The organism is Marivirga tractuosa (assembly GCF_042140215.1).
Classification (GTDB): domain Bacteria; phylum Bacteroidota; class Bacteroidia; order Cytophagales; family Cyclobacteriaceae; genus Marivirga; species Marivirga tractuosa_A.
The window spans coordinates 2,347,867-2,367,287 of sequence record NZ_CP159478.1; the positions used below are offsets into that span (position 1 = coordinate 2,347,867).

Consider the following 19,421-nt stretch of genomic DNA (forward strand, 5'->3'; position numbering starts at 1 on the left):
CCGACTTCCAACTCTACCACATGTCCAAAATCATTCTCATACAACTGGTTGCACTTATTTTCATTTTGATTGACCTATATGTCTTTCAAGCACTGAAAATAGGAGTTCAAAATTTCTCTCAATTAGGGAAAAACATTGCTTATGGTATTTATTGGGGATTTACGGCTATCACGCTTTTGGGCTTTTTCCTTTATCATTTTGGAAATCTAGATTTCTTTTCACGCGTGGCTCGACAGTTTATGCTGGTATTGGTATTTATGAATTACCTTTCAAAAACCATTGCCTTATTGGTGCTATTGATTGGGGATGTAATTCGATTCGGACAGTGGAGTTTTTATAAGATTACTGATCTTTTAAATAATTCAAAAAGTGGTATTGAGGGAGAAAAAATAAGCAGATCAGAGTTTTTTGCTAAATCCGCTCTTGTGGCCGGAAGTTTACCATTAGCTGCTATGAGTTTTGGTATAATTTCAGGAGCACATGATTACCGTATTCGAAGAAAATCGATTGTAATACCCAATTTACCCAAAGCCTGGCATGGAGTAAAAGTGGCCCAGCTCTCAGATATTCATAGCGGTAGTTTTTGGAACAAAATTGCGGTTGAAGGCGGTATAGATATGCTGATGGCAGAAAAGCCTGATATGGTTTTCTTTACAGGTGATTTGGTGAATAATGAAGCTAAGGAGGTTGAAAAGTACATCCCAATTTTTTCTAAGCTGAAAGCTGATTTAGGAGTTTATTCTACCCTAGGAAATCATGATTATGGCGATTATAAAAACTGGAGTAGTGAAAAAGCCAAAGCCCAAAATTTGCAAGATTTAAAAGAGGCTCATAAAATTATGGGTTGGGATTTGCTGACCAATGAAAACCGAATTCTGACAGTAGACAATGAGCCTTTAGCAGTTTTAGGAGTAGAAAACTGGGGAGCGGGAAGATTCGCTAAATATGGTGATATTAGCAAAGCTTATGCAGGAACTGAGGATTTACCAGCAAAAATATTGCTTTCCCATGACCCAAGCCATTGGGATGCCCAAATCAGAAAGGATTATCAAGATATCGATTTAATGCTTGCTGGCCATACCCACGGTTTTCAATTCGGAATAGAAATTCCCGGCTTCAAATGGAGCCCGTCTCAGTATGTATACAAACAATGGGCAGGACTTTACCAAGAAGGCAATCAAAGTTTATATGTCAATAGGGGATATGGTTATATTGGCTATCCTGGAAGGATAGGGATTCCGCCTGAGATTACCATTTTGGAGTTGAGAAATTCCTGAAGCCTTCAAATGCTGAATGTTAATATTGACTTAACTTATTAATTATATTAAACTGATTTTTTTTCGATAAAAATGGAGTTTTTTATCGAAAAAATATTTTCCCACTAAATATATTAACTATTATTGTGGTTGGATAATGTTTACTTATGAGAAAAAATTTACTATTCCCCTTATTTTTTGGATTATTTTTTAGTTTTCTAAGCCATGCACAAGTTCAAGAATGGCAATCTGTTTCTGATTTTCCTGCTGCAGGTCGAGATGGTGTGGTAAGCTTTGTAATTGATGATATTGCATATGTTGGATTAGGTAATATTTATGACACTTATACCACATACCTCAAAGATTTTTACAAATATGATTATGAAAACGATGAATGGACGCAAATTGCGGATTTCCCAGGTAGTGCAAGGACTTCAGCTGTCGCATTTGTAGCTAATAATAAAGCATATGTGGGTACTGGTTATGATGCCGATAATAGCTTTGCTGACTTTTACGAATATGATCCATCTACAGATACTTGGCAAAGTATCGCAAGTATACCAAATGCCCGAAATGCTGCTTCTTCCTTTGTGATTAATAATACTGGTTATGTAGGTTTGGGGACTGGAAATAGCGATCAATTAAGTGATTTTTATAAATATGATGCAACTTTAGACGAATGGACGGCTATTGCAAGTGTTGGTGCTGAATTTAAGAGGGCTGGAGCGGTAGGTTTTTCAGCTAATAGTAAAGGGTATATTTCTTCTGGGCAAAGAATTGATGGAGGTACTTTCGCTTATCAAGATATTCTTTCTTACGATCCTAGTACTGATACTTGGATTGAAGAGTTAGGCTACAGCATTAACTTAAGTAGCTTAATGTCAAATACTGCTTATATGGATGAGGATGGATTAGTACACATATTAAAATCTGGTTCAACTCCTAAAGAAGTGATTATTGATCTTTCAGATTTTTCTGTAAGTAGCGGTGATTATTACTTCACAGATGATCGAGATGATCCTGTCGTTTTTTATTTAAATAATGTAGTAATAGCAGGTTTAGGTGCAACAGGAAGTATATTCGATCCAGTTTATCAAAATAGCTTTCAAAAGTTAGTTACTATTGAGCCGCCTTTGGCACCTACAATAACGTACTATGGTATAGGATCAGGAATAAATGTGCAAACAGGTGAAGAATATGATTACAATTATATCGACTGGACGAAAAATGAAATAAATAATTTTGATGGAAATATTATATACCTCAAAAATGGAAGTGATGGTATGTACAGAGTTATTGATACTGTAGGGAGCAATAGTACTAGTTACAGTATCAGAACGGAAAATTTGGATCCTAATACCATGCATTTTGTGAAAATTGTCGCTTATAGAGGAAAAGCTACAGCAACATCTAAGGAGTTTAGTTTCCTTTCCGTGATCCCTGGTAGCAAAATCAATACCCCCAATATTTTATCTGTAGAAAGCACAGTAGATTTCAATGAGAGACAACTGGAAATTGTCAACTTTGATCGAACTGAAAAAGTGATAGTCGAGAGAAGCTTAAATAATGGTGCTTTTCAAGCAATTGATAGTTCTAATTTTGTCAGTTCCTTAGAGACTAAAACAATTACATTCAATGATCTTATCGATACTATTTTCTCTTCTCTAAAATACAGAGTTAGATTATATGATGAGGACGGAGAAAGGACTCCTTCTGATTACTCTAATGAAGTTGAATTTAATCTTAATTCTTTATCTCCTTATGTTGGAAATTTAGAGTTTTCAAATTTTGAACCAAACGGACTTTCTGGCTATGGATATCTTGAATATAAGGTAGATAGTGTTTATAATCAAAACTTGGCAGTTTTAGAATATAAGAGAGCTAGCGATTCAACTTTTAGGAGAGATACTGTTGATTCAAATAAGCTTAGGTTAAAGAGCTATGAATATGATTCCATAGAAGCGAGATTGATTATAAGCAATTTACTAGGTGCTGACACTTCAAATATTTTAAAAACCGTAACACCACTAATACACCCACAAGGCTTAAGGAGAAAATATACAAGTGTTAATGCAGTTGCCTTTAGCTTTAGTAATATTTTTTGGGGTGCAAAACGGTCTGGGTCTATAGTAGAACGTGCAGTTAATGGAGGAGATTTCATTAAGTATGATTCTGTGGGGAAATATGTCAGTAGCTATTATGATGATGATGTTGAAGCCGACAAAGAATATATTTATAGGGTATACAATTATGGCGAGGGGCCTAATTCTGATAGATCATCAGCCATATCATTAACAGCATCTAATATGGGGGTTTGGAAAAAGTTTAATGGTGATGGTTTGGCATCGGTTATAGATTCAATTGGTAAAATATCAATTGAACATAAAGTCATTAATGATGATGATATTTATTTTCTTTCTGAATCTTCTAAAAAATTATACAAATATAATTTGACGGACAGCAGTATAACCAAGCTTAATGATTTACCGGATGATGACCTTTTGAGATTTAAAGAGGTTATCTTTCATAATAATATAATTTATGGTATTGGTGCTCAAGATATTGATTATAATAATTTATCAACAATTTATCAGTATGATGTAATAGAAGATGAATGGGATAAAAGCCTCACCATACCTTATAATGAATATAGGTTTTTTCTTGCACATGGAGTAGAAAACAAAATCTATATGACATTTCATAATTCATTTCGCAACTTTGCAGTTGTTTATTTTGATACTATTTCAAAGACCTGGGGTAAGACTGAATATGATATGAATTTTGTTGTACCTACTTATATTTCTCATACTTCTGATTCACTTTTAATTTTTACTTCAAATGACGGAAAGCTTTCTTACAGTTTTAATTCCAGCGAAATCAACATGGAAAATGAAATTCCTGATAATGATGAAAAATTCTATAAGCAGGGGATTGCTGAGTATGATAATGAATTGCTTTATTTATCGCATCAATATTTATATACGTTGGATTTAGAAAATAGGCCCTACAGAACTCGAAAAGGTTATTTGCCAGTAGTTCAAGAAGATCAGGGTTATGCCTTCACTCACAATGATAAGCTGTTCTATGGTCTCTCAAAAGGAGATAGAGAAATTAATTATGAATCTGGAGATCGATACTATAGAACCGATTTGTTATATTATCAAGATAAAGATGCACCCTTGGAAGCTACTTATTTTAGATCTGATAGCACAGGAATTGAAGGAGCAAGGTTAAGTTGGATTGATTCACCGAACGATAATGGGTACATTATTAAAATTGAAATCACGGACAGTACTTATGTAATTGATACATTGGAAAAGGACAGGATTGAGCATATCGTAGATGGACTACAACAAGATACTAGGTACTATGCGTATTTAACAGCTATCAATGGTGAAAATAAGGGAGTTACTATTTCTACCAGTTTTAGAACAAAAAACGGTAGACCTTCAAGCCCACAGAACTTTAAATCAAGGGCTATTTCTTCTTCCGAAATATTGTATACTTGGGATCCTTTAGATACTACTGAAATACCCGTAGATTCATTAGTATTCCAAGATTATAATGCTGGTGAATATGTATTAAATATTTCCGACACCTCATTTATATATTCAGGTTTAAATGAAAATACACAACCAGCGATTAATTTATATGTAGAAAATAATTATGGTTCTGCAAGTTTAGGGTTGAGTAACAGAGCAAGAACCTATTTAAATAGTCCCGAAATTAGTAAGATCAATATTCATGAAACTGCAAGCTTCTATGAATTATTATTTGAGGACAAATCTGAATACGAAAATTATTATATCATTTTCAGGAAATCTGAAATTGATACGGCCTTTGTAAGAATAGATTCAATATCTACTGAAGTGTACTCTATGGAAGAAGATCCTATCTCCTTTAAAGATGCTGATGCAGATTTAAGCGAGCAGTACAAATATTATATTTTAGCAGAATATCAAGGAAAAAATGAGTATGAGGATACTACCGAATATTATACATACCATTCATTACCGTCTGATACCATCTCAACAGAAAATGCAGTTTTATCTGTTAACCCATACTTAGATGCAGAGATCAGTATTTATCCAAATCCTGTTAATAGTAAATTATATTTTAGGCTGAACAGTAATATTGTAATTAATACTGTTGATATTATGAATGTTAATGGGAAAGTATTGAAAACTATAAAAATAAATAACAGAATTGACCTTTCTGATCTTTCTTCCGGCCTTTACTTTGTTCGATTTAGAACCAATCAAGGTGAAACCACCAAGAAAGTAATTAAAAAATAGGTTATTTGGTCTTAGCCGCATTACTAAGACCAAATAACATTTTAATTTCTATCAAATCATACCTTATGGTATTCTCTCATGTTGGCGCACGCGTTTCCGCGTGTGACTTTTATATATTTAAATACATAATTCACACTTTAATGTAAAAATATTTGGATATAATGTACAGTTTATTTTACTTTATGTAAAGCAAAATGACAATTATGAACCGTGAATTAAAATATCCATTATTAAGCAGAAAATGGAAATGGCTTGCTTATGCTTTTTTTCCTTTCCCAATAGTTTTCTTATTGAGCTTTATTTTTATACCATATCCCTTTGAATTTCCACAGGAAGCGGTAGCCGATTTTGTGTATTTATGTTGGGCGATAGGATTTGGTATGCTAAATTTTCTTAGACAACCGACAGAAGATGAAATGATTGAACAACTTAGGTTGAAAGCATTTGCAATGGGAGTTTTTTATTTGATATGGGGGCTTGCTGCAGTTGCTATTATCCAGTTATTTACTCAAGGGTCAATTTTTACGGATTTTATGAGTGCTTACTCAGTTGTTTGTCTACTCAACACTTACATATTTTTAAATTTTCAATATTTGAAATGGAAAAACCGTTAAAACCATGACCAATAACCTAAGAGTAGAACGGGCTATTAAAAATATTACCCAAGAAGAATTGGCTAAAATTGTGGGCGTTTCTCGCCAAACGATCAATTCCATTGAAAGTAATAAATATGTGCTGTCTACAGTGTTAGCTTTGAAGATATCCGAATATTTTAAAAAGCCCGTAAATGAGATTTTCTTTTTGACGGATGAAGATCGTAATTAGATTAATTTTTAAATTACATTGAGACTATGAAAAGAGGTATATGGCTAATATTGGTTAATAATTCATGCTTGTTTATCAGAATTGATGATAGTGTTGACTTAGGAAACCAATATAGATATATTCAAGATTACCCTCAGGTCATTATCTACCATAAAAATCCTGAATATGAAGGGGGAGGTATTAATATTGTGCTACCAGTTGTTTTGGCATAAAGGCTGAAAGAATTAAATCTTTATTTAGATTTTACTAAAGGGTGAATTATTCATCCTTCTATTTTATATAATTCGATGACTACTAATTGAATTGTTTTGCATTATTATAAGAAAATTATTAATTAATCTAGATAATTTTAATTTTGATAAAAATATAATTTGGGGTACTGATTTTTACGTTTATTATTACTAAAAAAAATACCCATTATGAAAAAATATCTATTTCTCCTCGTATTCATTTTATTATGTATTTCAATTGATTTACAAGCCCAAATAAGTTTCCAGTCTTTAGATACTGTACAATTTAATACGGAAGATTTAACTGATGCTAGATTAGTGGATACTGATCAGAATGGTGAAAATGAATTAATTTATAAATTAGATAATAAAATTTATTCGATTAAAGATTTTCAAGACAATTCAACCGCCAATAAAAATTTAATTTTTGAGGTTGAAGGTATAAACATTAGAAATTTTTCAAATTTCGTAGATTATAATAATGACGGGTATTTAGATTTTGCCGTTGTAACTTTTGATAATGAATCTACATTTTTACCTTACGCTATTTTCGTAAAAGGTTCTGAAAATGGATTTGTTGAAGACTTCAGATTGGAAGTAAACTCCTTGTTTTATGCCAAGTTTATAGATATTAATCAAGATGGTTCCTTTGAATTCTTTTATTCAGGGGACGGAAAATTTGGTTATGTAAGCGATTGGAAAAACGGATTTGAAGGCTTCGATTTGGAATTTCAACAAGCGTCAGTGAATGGAATAGAGGCAATTGATTTCGATAATGATGGTGAGTTAGAAATAGTATCATCTGGTTTTAATAGTTTTCACATTTATAATATTTCCGAAGCTCTGGAAGTTGATTTGAACTTTTCTGCGTCAACTAATTATACATCAAACACTATCTCATACGGCGATATAAATTTAGATGGGTTTACTGATTTTATATATAGAAAACAAGATGATATTTATAGCCTTATTTATAATGATGGACAATTCATAGAAAATAATTTAACGGAGTCACTTGGCTTTGTCAATGTCAGGTCCCCCAAATTAATCGATATTGATCAAAATAATACTTTAGATGTAGTGTTTAGAGATCAACAAGACCGATTAGTTTACCTGAGGAATCAAAATGGCAATTTCAATCAACTTGAAACTATAGGGAACACTGGAATTAGATCTATGGATAATTTACTTTTTGATGATTTTGATCAAGATGGCTTTATCGATATATTCACTTATAATTTAGGGGTTTATGATTTAATATATACAGATCAAAATCAGGAAATTAAAGAAATTTTCACAGGAGAATTTTATAATCACTCCAATGGTATCTCATCATTTGATATGGATAATGATGGCAATAAAGATTTAGTATCTATAGCAAAGTCCGGCTTCATAAATATAATTTATGATTATAAAAATAATCTTAATGAAGAGCCAACCAAATACCCTATCGAACGAGATAGCGATAATTTGAATATTTTTGATGTAGATAATGATGGATTTTTAGATATCATCTATTTTGAAGCAAACTTATCTGGTGGAAATTCTTTCCTATATCTAATGAAGGGATTGGGAAATAGGGAGTTTGAAGAACCAGTTCAATGGAAATATGTTCCGAATGGTGATTCCCTTTTCGAGACTGATATCAATAACGATGATATTAAAGAATTTGTCACTTTTCGATCCTTTAATGAAGAAATTGTTGTTATACATCCTAACTCGGGAAATGTCAATGATTATTATAATTCTGAAAATGTTATTAGCATTCAAAATGGGAATGGAATAAGGGCAATAGATGTAGGAAACTTATCAAATAATGACTCTGAGGATATTGTAACTGCAAACTATGAATCTCAAAATATTTCAGTATTGATGAATGATGGTGCAGGGAATTTTTCAGAATCAAATATTGAAATCGGTACTGAGGTTAAAAATGTTAAGATTTTTGATTATAATTTTGACGGAAATAATGATTTAATAATCATTATAAATGATGTGGTTACTGGAAATGGTAATTTACAGATATATTTAAATGATGGAAACTCTTCTTTCAGTCTTTCTGAGGAATTTGAATTAGATTTTTATGACCCCTTTAACATAGATATTTATGATTTGGATAACGATGGGGATAGCGATTTGTTAATAAGTAGTTATTCGTACCTGGCTCAAGAATTGTTTGAAAATAAAGAGGGGGTTTTTGAACCGGTTTCTGTTGATATAGATCTACCAGGTCAAGTATATAGATTTTATGATGATATCGACAATGATGGAAGAATAGATTTTTACTCTACAGATATTTCTTTCGGTAATATGTATATACATTACAACAATTCTGTTTCAAAACCTTCACTTGATGAATTTAAATTAAATATTCAAGATACAAGTTATTCAAGTGTAAGTGTTTCTCATTCAGGCTTGACTGCTTCAGGTTATTTTGTTTTATTAAAAGAAGACAGTAGCAGTAAATTAAATGAACTTCCTGAGGATAATTCATTTTATGCATCAAATTCATCTTACGGTATTGGCGGTGAGCTAGATGGTGCTTTTGTTGTGTATTCAGGCAATGCTGCTTCATTTGAAATTACTGGATTAAATGTTTCTTCAACGTATAAATTATTTGCATTTCCCTACAATAGTAATTCTCCAAATAATACGTTAATTGATTATACAGATAATTACGTATCACTAAATATTGTTACCAATCCCTCTATTTATCTATTACAAGATTTACCCACTTTAGAAATTGATGAAGATAATTCTACTATATTGGATTTATCAGAATATATTTTTGATGATGGGATCAATACCTATTCTGCATCGTCTGATAATCAAGATTTAGTATTAAGTTTCGATTCAAATGTTTTAGAAATTGATGCTATCAATGATTTTTATGGAGATTCTCAAATAGAAATAATAGTTGAAAATCAATTTCAAGAGGAAAACTATTTAATGGACCTAATTATAAATCCTGTAAATGATCCGCCCAGGATTCAGGAATCTACATCAATTCAAGTGGAAGGATTGAAACTCAACTCATTTAAAATATTACTATATGATGTTGATAATTCTAATGAAGAATTAACTTTTAGCATTAATTCTTCAAATAATGATATAATCAATACAAATGAAATTGATTTTGATTTTATCGAAGATTCAATCCAAGTCAATTTCACAACATTAAAATTAGGGACTTCAAATATCTCTATTTCAGTTTCTGATACAACATATGAAGTGTCCTCTGAATTTGAGATAGAGGTTGTAGAGAAAATTTTAAGTAATCTATCAGAACAAGAAGGAGTTCGCATTTATCCAAACCCCGTTCATGATGTGATATATTTTGAGGGCTTAAATGATAAATCATCATTTAGGATATATACAATAAGTGGGAAGATGGTTATGAAAGATATGTACATTCCTGAAGAATTGAATATTAGTAGCTTTCAAGCAGGGGTTTATTTATTTGTAATTGGTAATAAACAATTTAGGTTTATAAAAAAATAATAATTAGATATTGATATCCGTATTTGAGATTATTTAGTGCCAAAACAAGGCTATATTTTAATCTATTTCAGCAATGAAGAGGAGCAAACCAATATACCTATTTTGACGATGTGTGAGCATAGAGCACAACCATTCAGTTGTCATACAGGAAGAAAGCTATTATCATTTTGGCATGTAGTAACACTACAGCTACCAAGGGGAGTTGAGCAAGGAACAGCCCTTTACCTACAACGGAAAGGAATCCATCCGATTTGAATTTGGGCTGGCTTGATTTTGGCGCAAGGATGTACCAAGCAGACTTGGACAGAAGGTTTAGGGATGAAATACAATTCTTCATCAACATTTTTTAAAAACAATTCGATATTTATATTGATTAACTGATTAAATTAGCTTATTCGAATCAAAACATCAGTTATTCTAATCTCCTTTCATTCACATATATTATTTTTACTAACCTCATATTTATATTAAATAATTCATTTCATTTTTTTAATTTTTAAAAATATCTGCTACTTTAGTATTTTTTAAAACTACAATCATGCTTAAAAATTACACCCTAGCTTTCCTACTATTCACTCTGGTTCCTTTTACAATTATGAGCCAGAAGTTTCCCTTTAAAATCGGTAAAGTAGATAAAAATGATATGGCAATTAAGTCTTGCAGTTTTTATCCTGAGGCAAGTTCAATGATAATGGCTAAATATGGTCATTTGAAATTTCAGTACAATACAGATGCTGGCTGGCAATACAGAATGGAAGTAGGGGTGCGGAAGAAAATATTTAGCATTACAGATGCACTGCACCACCCACGCAAAAACGATACTCGCATGTCCTAATATTGGGATTATTAATGTAAATAATTGATATACAGCTTATTGTGTCGGGTTGGTTTGGGAGCTGTTTTTTTGGAGGACTCTCTTAGGTGTATGTTTCCTTGAGATAGTCATGATCTTGCATCAGCGGCAAGCTGTGCAGGCAATTTGTTTGTTGGCTTGTGGTCTTTTTAATGCAGCTTCCTTGATTTCGTCTGAAAATTGCTTGTTATCAGGCATTTTTCCTTTAAGTACTTCCAAGGCTGTAAGCCCGTGGAGTACCCTCAATGGCTGTCGGTGATAATCATTCACGGCATTCCGAACCACTTGAAGGGCATGTTCTTCATCATTGACGGTATGGTGGAAGATAAAATGATATTTCAATCTTTTGTTGAGTGCTTCCACCATGCTGTTGGACTGGACAATGTCTTTTTGGGCAATTGCTTGTTGTATGAATGGATGTTTTTCTAAGTAAGTATTGACCACTCCTTTGTTTTCGGCACCATCATCGCAGACTATCAACGTCTTTTCTTTTAGGTTTTGGTTATTGTACAATCCTTTTTTAAGGTTATGCAGTGCAATGGCCGCCCCGTATTCAGTGGATAAGGTCCAAGATAAAATAGCCCTAGAGAAATTGTCTTGTAGGATGTAAAGGTACAGCCTTTGATTTCCTGAAGTTTTGAGAAGGGTGATGTCCATGTGAAGAATTTGCATGGGAGCGGAAGCCCCTATGGGGCTGTATTTTTTCTTTTGGCCTTTGCTCCTCTAGTGCACCATGCCCTTGTCCAACATACAACGGCTGTATTTGTAGAAAGTAGCCAGCGACATATATCCTGCGGCTTGCCTGAGCATATGGTAATAAATAGAGGCCAGAGGCCAATGCAAGAGGCTTTTGTCGGAGAGGTATTTCTTTATGTTGGCAACTTCACTGGAGCAGAGTTGAAAGGGATGTGTTTTGCGACACAAGCGCATCAATGAGTTTTCACAATTTACTTGGTTTTTCCAACGGTGGTAGGCTTGGGGTGAGATATCGAAGAGTTTGAGAGACTTGTTTAAGGGGAGGTAAAGCACTAAGTGCTGTATTTTCTCCATCAGAAATTTTTTGTTGTTCATGGCCCATTTTCTGAAAGCATTGGAAGCATGGGTGAAAGTTTTAAGGATTCTAAAGGCCAGGTAGGCAGCTTTGGCAAATTTCAGTGCCTGTTTGTGTTTGAGAAAATCCTTGACCATACGGATATGCTGTTCATTGATGAGGCACTGCTTTGTGCCTACCAGTTTGGCAAGGTCACGGTGCTTCCAATTGTGCAGGGTACTTGATGGTACTTGTTGGAGGATGTCGGGCTGTAGCACGCCCAGTTGAAAATAAATGATGACATCGGAATGATAAGAATGCTTCATTGATTTTGGAAAGGGTATTTTTTTTTATAAAAAGCTGTAAATGTAATGATGGTAGAATTATTTCGCAACGGCTGAACGTGCAGGCTATCGCTAAATTAACAGCAAGGAAGGTTTTTTAGAAAATAAAATGGAAGGGTTAAATGAAGAAGTATAGCAGTTCCATCCGCTTCGCTGAGGAAATAAATTTGCAAATTGCAACTAAATATAGTTACTTTGAGTTGTGTCTAAAAAGCAGAAATTAATTGACAGGTTTTTAAGTATGCCAGCTGATTTTCATTATGATGAGATGGCTAAACTACTTGGATATTTTGGTTTTGAGGAAGTAAAGATAGGAAAGACCTCGGGTTCGAGAGTAAAGTTCGAGAATAGTGAAGGAGTTCCTGTTATGCTTCATAAACCACATCCAAGTGGCATTATGAAAAATTATCAAATGAAACAAGTAAAAGAAATATTAGGGTTATGAAACTTCCTTATGAAAGGTCTTCTTACATTAGGAGATGATTATATAGGAAGTTCCATGTGACCGTTGAAATTAAACACTAAACACATGAAATATTTGGGATATAAAGGTTATACAGGAAGCATAGAGTACAGTCAGGAAGATAATTTACTTTATGGAAAGGTATTAGGTATTAAAGGGCTGATCTCTTATGAAGGAGAAACAGGGCGGCTTTTAGAAGCTGATTTTAAAGAGTCTATTGATGTTTATTTAGTTGATTGCAAAGCTTCGGGAAAAACACCTGAAAAACCGTTTAAAGGAAGCTTTAATGTACGTATACCAGCTACATTGCATCAAAAGGCTGCACTTTTAGCTATGGAAACAAAGACCTCGCTTAACAACCTTGTTGCAGAAGCAATCAGGTCAAGGGTAACGAAGGAAAGTGCATAACAGCCCGTCCAGAAGCTAGGATAGGTCAGTAGTTGATCCCGCACGGGCGGGGCAGATGCCGAGAGTGGTGCAATACGATAGTGAGCAATTTATTTTTCCTTCCCCTGTTGGCGTACGCGTTTTCGCATGTGACCAATTAGGATTCAGCTTCAGGCATTAATCAAATACAGGAAGTCTTCTAAACCAATATGTTGATAAAAACAACCGTCTATATTGGCTCAGTTAAAATTGAAACCCTCACCTTGTAGTTTTTTGAATCTTATGAATGAATTAAACTAGAAAAAAGAGTCAGTTGAAATAAAAAAATGAGACTAAATCATTCAAACCTTCCTTTCAATCTCCTTCAAATTCTCCATTATCTTATTTCGTAAAAAGCCATTTATATCCTCAAAATGCTCTTTAACTCTTTTATTACCAAATTCAAATACTTTGTTGGCTAAGCCATCAAGGAAATCCCTGTCGTGAGAGACCAAGATCATGGTTCCTTCAAAAGCTTTCAAGGCATCTTTCAATATCTCTTTCGTTTTGATATCAAGGTGGTTGGTTGGTTCATCCAGTATCAATAAATTAACGGGTTGAAGCAATAGTTTAATCATGGCCAATCGAGTACGTTCGCCACCTGACAGCACTTTCACTTTTTTGTCAAGTGCATCGCCACTAAACATAAAAGCACCTAACATATCTTTGATTTTAGTTCTTACATCACCTTTAGCAACATTGTCTATGGTTTGGAAAACGGTAAGCTCGCCATCTAACAAAGCTGCCTGATTCTGTGCAAAGTAACCAATCATACTATTATGACCTACTTGCAATTCACCATCATACTCAATTTCACCCATTATGGTTTTTACTAGGGTGGATTTACCCTCACCATTTTTGCCTACAAAAGCGATTTTCTCACCTCGTGCTATGGTCAGGGAAACATCTTTGAAAACTACATGATCACCATAAGCTTTACTTAAACCATCTGCAATAACAGGATAATTACCAGAACGAGGAGCAGGAGGGAACTTCAAATTCAAAGCAGCAGTATCCACTTCATCTACTTCCACAATCTCCATCTTTTCCAGCATTTTTACCCGTGATTGTACTTGGAGCGTTTTGGAATAGGTGCCTTTAAATCGATCAATAAATTGTTGAATCTCGGCTATCTGCTTTGCCTGATCATCAAAATGCTTTTGTTGTTGTTCTCTTCTTTCTTTACGGAGTTCTAAATAGTGTGAATAATTAGTTTTATAATCGTAAATTTTACCTTGAGTGATTTCAATAGTGCGATTAGTTAAATTGTCCACAAAGGTTTTATCGTGGCTAATCACCATAACAGCTTTAGCATTATTGGTTAGAAAATCTTCCAACCATTGCACGGATTCGATATCCAAATGATTGGTAGGCTCATCTAAAAGGATTAAATCAGGTTTTTTCAAAAGAATTTTAGCCAATTCAATTCGCATTCGCCAACCACCACTAAATTCAGCAGTGGAACGATTAAAATCAGATCTTACAAATCCTAAACCAAGCAAGGTTTTCTCAACCTCTGCATCTACATTGATATCATCAATGCTGTAGTATTTTTCACTTAATTCGGAAACCTGCTCAATTATTTTGCTGTATTCATCAGATTCGTAATCAGTACGTGTTTCTAACTGCTGATTACACCATTCCATCTGATTTTTCATTTCTAAAATGGCAGCAAAAGCTTTTGAAGCTTCTTCAAATACGGTAGAATCATCTTCAGTTAATAAATGCTGTGGTAAATAGGCAATAATGGCATCTCCAGGTGCTGAAATTTTACCATAAGTAGGTTTGTTAGTCCCTGAAATTATTTTCAGTAAGGTCGATTTGCCTGCGCCATTTTTACCCATCAGGGCAATACGGTCATTCTCATTAATATTAAAAGTAATATTGTTAAATAGGGTAGTGCCACTAAATTCAACGCCTACTGCATCTACTGAAATCATATCGTATTAAATTAAGCAGCAAAGGTATTAATTAATCAGATGATAATTTCAAAAGCTTCATAATGTTTATTATAGCTTGAATTTTAAGTGAAAAGTAAAACTATTTAGTTGGTGTGTAAATTGGAGAATAGGCTTTGGCAATAGTGAGCAGTAGCATCATTTTAACTAGATTTTTCATATATTGACGCCTATGGCACTGCCAGCCAATAGCTTGTCAGCCTCTGGCCGTCATACTATTTAATTAATAGAAAAAGTTTGAAGCATTAAACTATTATATTGGAGTATTATGGATTTAATGAGAAAAAAGAAAAATGACAGCTTACCCAACTGCCATTTTTTAATTTAAAATCAATCTTACTTAATCTATAATCGTCACTTTCTCCATCACATCTCCTTGACGGATATCATCTATAATATCCAAGCCTTCATATACTTTTCCAAAGGCAGTATGTTTCCCATCTAAATGCTGGGTGTTTTGTCTGCTGTGGCAGATAAAAAACTGCGATCCACCAGTATTTCTACCTGCATGCGCCATGGATAATACCCCTCTATCGTGGTATTGTTTATCACCATCCGTTTCGCAATCGATAGAATAGCCAGGGCCACCAGCCCCTGTTCCATCTGGGCAACCGCCTTGCACTACGAAATCAGGAATAACTCTATGGAATGTTAAACCGTCATAAAATCCTTTTTTAGCCAAATCGTGAAAGTTTTTCACTGTATTGGGAGTGGCATCATCATAAAACTCTATTTTTAATGTGCCTTTGTTAGTTACAATTTCTGCTTTGCTCATTCTTTTAAATTTATACTATTGCTATAAGTTGTATGTTTTAAGTATTTATAGATTTATTTTCAATTTACTAATATAAATAGGCCAAAACTTAGAACTTAATACTTTAAACTATTTTTATATACTATTTCGCTGCCAAACCAACTGCTGCGTATCGGCCATTTCGTTAATAATGTTTGCAGCCTTCAATGTGTAAACCACATTCTTCAGCATTTTATTACTTACCCAACCATCAGTTGCCCATTCAGTGGCATGATACCATTTGGCGGCATCTTCTTTCTTAATTTCAAATCGTTTACTAACGATTTCCACTGCATCTTCATTTTCCATAAACTGGGCTGATGTTCGTTGAATTTGTCTTAGTACCCTTGAAATATCTTTTGGTCTTTCATTAATAATGTCATTATGGGCTGCTAATACAAAACAGGGCCAAGGGGTCACATATTCACCTATTCTTTTCAGTTCTCCTCTTTCTACATAGGGTTTAGTAGTATATTTTTCCCAGTAAAAAACATCCGTTTCCTGCTTTTCAAGTGAGCTTAATGCTCCTTTCAGGTTATTAATAATGTGGAATTGAGATTCCTCTATCTTTTTGTCATTATTTAATGCATCCACTATAGGCATTAAATGAGAGCCAGAGCCAATCCTACTTATGGCAAATTGCTTGTCATAAATTTCTTTATGGTCTTTTATTGGGTTTTCTGTACCACTGTGGATTCCCCAAATTAGAGGGCTTTTTACATAACCGCTAATGATTTTGGCTGGTACTCCTTGCAAAATGCCGCTGACTATCCCTTCTGTTAAAATAGCGCATATATCCACTTCATTATTGATCAGCGCTTCCCTCATTTCTCCAGTTCCACCTTCAAAGGTTTTCCATTCTACCTTAAGCCCTTCATTGTCAATTGCTCCTGATTCAATTGCTAAATGAATAGGGGTATTATAGTGCTCAGGTACGCCACCAATTCTTATTGTTTTACTCACAATGTCATTCTTTTTTTGAGTGTACAAACATACGATCTTTCTGATTTGGATTAATGGAAAATTTAAGCTTTTGTTTAAATTTTCATTCATTATGACATTTATGTTACACTTTTTAATGTGATTTTCCGTTCTTCGCAGGATAATTCAATAGCATGCCAAAAAAGAAAAAAAGAAGTACTTTAAAACATAAATTTATTAAATACTTATCCTTGAGTATTGGAGCAGGGATATTACTACTAGTATTATTTTTTTATAGTATAAAAGCAGGTCTATTTGGCAAACTACCTGAGCAAGAAGTATTGGCCAATATTAAAAATGCACAAGCGACAGAAATTTTAGATGAAAAAAGTGAAAATATTGGTTTTTTATATCGGAGTTATCGTTCTAATGTAGGCTACGATGAGTTGCCACAGCATTTGATAGATGCTTTAGTGGCTACTGAAGATGCTCGTTTTTATGAACACTCAGGAGTTGATTATAGAAGTGTTTTTAGGGTTTTGGTCAAAACCATTTTGCTGCAAGATCGGTCTGCAGGGGGAGGAAGTACACTTTCTCAACAGCTGGTTAAGAATTTATTTCCCCGAGAGTATTCCTATAAATTTGAAATACTAGTCATTAAAATAAAGGAAGCCATTATTGCACAAAGACTAGAGGAAATTTATACAAAAGATGAATTACTAACCCTATACCTTAATACTGTTAGCTTTCCCGACAATACATTCGGTATAGAAGCGGCCTCACAGACTTTTTTCAATAAACCAGTAGATAAATTATCTTTGGATGAATCTGCCATTTTGGTAGGAAGCTTGAAAGCTACTTATACTTATAATCCTCGAATATTCCCTGAAAATAGTATCGAGCGGAGGAATGTCGTGCTGTCTCAAATGCATAAATACAATAAAATAGGAGAGGAAGCTTACAAAAATGCAATTGCTAAAGAAATAGAACTGGATTATCGACCGATCAAAGCGGATAAAGGAATTGCACCTTATTTTAGAGAACAAGTTCGACAGGAATTGGTAAAATGGGCGGATGAATATGAAAAAGAGACGGGCAAATCAATTGATATTTATGGGGATGGTTTAAAAATCCATACTACCCTTAATAAAAATATGCAATTGTATGCTGAATCTTCCATGAAATCACATATGCAGCGTTTGCAAAAGGCCTTTGAGGATAATTGGGGAAATTTAGCTCCATGGAAAAAGAAAGCAGTTTATCAACAATATGTTAGTCGTTCGCACCATTACAGAGCGCTTAAATCACAAGGAAAAACGGAAGAAGAGATTCAAAATATATTGAATGAGAAAAAGGAAATGCAACTTTTTGATTGGTCAGGAAGTGATGTGCAAACTTTAAGTGTAATTGATAGTATTCAGCATGCATTAAAAACCCTACAATCTGGATTTCTGGCAATGGATCCAAAATCAGGGGCTATTAAAACATGGATAGGTGGAATTGATTTCGAATATTTTAAATATGACCATGTTTCGCAAAGTAAAAGGCAGGTAGGCTCCACTTTTAAACCACTGGTTTATATGGCGGCACTAGAACGAGGGGTAGAACCATGTGATTATTTCCCAGCAAGAGCAGTATCCTATGAAAATTTGGAAGGTTGGAAACCAACCAATAGTGATGATGAGGATTATGCTCATATTAATGTAAGCATGCAAGAAGCATTGAGGAAATCGATGAATACGGTTTCGGTTAAGATTTTAGAAGAAACAGGTATTTCTTCTGTTATCAATTTAGCAGAAGAGGTGGGAATTAAATCAAATTTACCCAGAGTTGCATCATTGGCCTTAGGTACTGCTGAAATGACAATGCTTGAATTGGCAACTGCTTATTCTTCCTTTTTGAATGATGGAAAAGCATCAGAACCTTATTTTATAAAAAAAATCATAGATGCCTCAGGAAATGTATTAGCAGAATTTAAACCTGAAAATCAATATGAGAAAGCTTTTTCTTCACTTAATCAGGAAATAATGATTGAAATGATGGAGGAAGTGGTAAATACGGGTACTGCATCTCGCTTAAGATGGAAATATAAGCTAAAGAACGACATAGCAGGTAAAACAGGCACAACTCAAAACAACAGAGATGGCTGGTTTGTGGGCTTATTGCCCAATTTGGTTACCGTAAGTTGGACTGGTTCCGATAATGGCAGTATAGGCTTTAGAAGTACTTCCATCGGGCAGGGCGCTAATTCTGCATTGCCTATTTTTGGCTTGTGGTTGCAAAAAGTGAATAGCGATCCAAGTCTTAATCAGTATAGTAAAAGTCAGTTTAGTGCTTTGTCTGATAAAGCAATGAGATCAATGGATTGTCCTCCAATAAAGGAAGATGGTTTCTTTAAAAAGCTTTTCACCAATCCTGACAAAGAAAAGAGTAAAGACTTTGATGAAGATGGAAAAGAGAAGAAAGGGCTGTTTAAACGAATTAAAAAGTTATTTAAAAATGATGAAAAGTAAATTTATGGACTCC

General features: G+C 33.9%; 15 protein-coding genes. 10 read left to right on the top strand and 5 right to left on the bottom strand.

The features are described 5' to 3' along the window. Nucleotides 1–20: 20 nt before the first annotated feature. From ABWH96_RS10665 to ABWH96_RS10695, 7 genes are all read left to right on the top strand, one after another. On the top strand, nucleotides 21–1,277 hold the full coding sequence (locus ABWH96_RS10665) for a metallophosphoesterase (protein ID WP_375581434.1): 1,257 nt from the start codon (nucleotides 21–23) through the stop codon (nucleotides 1,275–1,277). 146 nt (nucleotides 1,278–1,423) lie between these two features. Next, nucleotides 1,424–5,551, top strand: coding sequence for a T9SS type A sorting domain-containing protein (locus tag ABWH96_RS10670; RefSeq protein ID WP_375581435.1), 4,128 nt, complete (start codon nucleotides 1,424–1,426; stop codon nucleotides 5,549–5,551). Between the two features lie 203 nt (nucleotides 5,552–5,754). Then, on the top strand, nucleotides 5,755–6,165 hold the full coding sequence (locus ABWH96_RS10675; RefSeq protein WP_375581436.1) for a hypothetical protein: 411 nt from the start codon (nucleotides 5,755–5,757) through the stop codon (nucleotides 6,163–6,165). A 4-nt stretch (nucleotides 6,166–6,169) separates the two neighbouring features. Beyond that, nucleotides 6,170–6,376 carry a helix-turn-helix transcriptional regulator gene (locus ABWH96_RS10680; RefSeq protein ID WP_375581437.1) on the top strand — a complete coding sequence of 69 codons (207 nt, stop codon included), beginning with the start codon at nucleotides 6,170–6,172 and terminating at the stop codon, nucleotides 6,374–6,376. Between the two features lie 26 nt (nucleotides 6,377–6,402). Beyond that, nucleotides 6,403–6,588 (top strand): hypothetical protein, encoded by a 186-nt coding sequence (locus ABWH96_RS10685; RefSeq protein WP_375581438.1) that lies wholly within the window; start codon nucleotides 6,403–6,405, stop codon nucleotides 6,586–6,588. Nucleotides 6,589–6,795: 207 nt separating this feature from the next. Further along, complete coding sequence (locus ABWH96_RS10690; protein ID WP_375581439.1) at nucleotides 6,796–10,107, top strand: T9SS type A sorting domain-containing protein; 3,312 nt, start codon at nucleotides 6,796–6,798, stop codon at nucleotides 10,105–10,107. Nucleotides 10,108–10,645: 538 nt separating this feature from the next. Beyond that, nucleotides 10,646–10,942: a hypothetical protein gene (locus ABWH96_RS10695; protein WP_375581440.1), complete on the top strand. Its 297-nt coding sequence runs from the start codon at nucleotides 10,646–10,648 to the stop codon at nucleotides 10,940–10,942. Nucleotides 10,943–11,062: 120 nt separating this feature from the next. Here the strand turns inward: ABWH96_RS10695 and ABWH96_RS10700 are convergent, their stop codons facing one another. Next, a complete protein-coding gene (locus ABWH96_RS10700; RefSeq protein WP_375581441.1) occupies nucleotides 11,063–11,617 on the bottom strand; it encodes a hypothetical protein in 555 nt (184 codons plus the stop codon). A gap of 66 nt (nucleotides 11,618–11,683) precedes the next feature. Further along, the gene (locus ABWH96_RS10705) at nucleotides 11,684–12,316 is read right to left on the bottom strand and encodes a hypothetical protein (RefSeq protein WP_375581442.1); all 633 of its coding nucleotides are present in this window, start codon (nucleotides 12,314–12,316) and stop codon (nucleotides 11,684–11,686) included. 220 nt (nucleotides 12,317–12,536) lie between these two features. Here ABWH96_RS10705 and ABWH96_RS10710 point away from each other — a divergent pair, with 220 nt between their 5' ends. Together ABWH96_RS10710 and ABWH96_RS10715 are read left to right on the top strand one after the other, a co-directional pair. Continuing rightward, nucleotides 12,537–12,779 (top strand): type II toxin-antitoxin system HicA family toxin, encoded by a 243-nt coding sequence (locus tag ABWH96_RS10710; RefSeq protein ID WP_375581443.1) that lies wholly within the window; start codon nucleotides 12,537–12,539, stop codon nucleotides 12,777–12,779. Between the two features lie 84 nt (nucleotides 12,780–12,863). Next, nucleotides 12,864–13,205: a type II toxin-antitoxin system HicB family antitoxin gene (locus ABWH96_RS10715; protein ID WP_375581444.1), complete on the top strand. Its 342-nt coding sequence runs from the start codon at nucleotides 12,864–12,866 to the stop codon at nucleotides 13,203–13,205. 320 nt (nucleotides 13,206–13,525) lie between these two features. Here ABWH96_RS10715 and ABWH96_RS10720 read toward each other — a convergent pair whose 3' ends face one another. From ABWH96_RS10720 to ABWH96_RS10730, 3 genes are all read right to left on the bottom strand, one after another. Beyond that, nucleotides 13,526–15,163 (bottom strand): ABC-F family ATP-binding cassette domain-containing protein, encoded by a 1,638-nt coding sequence (locus tag ABWH96_RS10720; RefSeq protein WP_375581445.1) that lies wholly within the window; start codon nucleotides 15,161–15,163, stop codon nucleotides 13,526–13,528. Nucleotides 15,164–15,521: 358 nt separating this feature from the next. Beyond that, a complete protein-coding gene (locus tag ABWH96_RS10725; RefSeq protein ID WP_375581446.1) occupies nucleotides 15,522–15,956 on the bottom strand; it encodes a peptidylprolyl isomerase in 435 nt (144 codons plus the stop codon). A 114-nt stretch (nucleotides 15,957–16,070) separates the two neighbouring features. After that, on the bottom strand, nucleotides 16,071–16,937 hold the full coding sequence (locus ABWH96_RS10730; protein ID WP_375581447.1) for a substrate-binding domain-containing protein: 867 nt from the start codon (nucleotides 16,935–16,937) through the stop codon (nucleotides 16,071–16,073). Nucleotides 16,938–17,089: 152 nt separating this feature from the next. Here ABWH96_RS10730 and ABWH96_RS10735 point away from each other — a divergent pair, with 152 nt between their 5' ends. After that, the gene (locus tag ABWH96_RS10735; RefSeq protein ID WP_375581448.1) at nucleotides 17,090–19,408 is read left to right on the top strand and encodes a penicillin-binding protein 1A; all 2,319 of its coding nucleotides are present in this window, start codon (nucleotides 17,090–17,092) and stop codon (nucleotides 19,406–19,408) included. The last annotated feature ends 13 nt before the right edge of the window (nucleotides 19,409–19,421 follow it).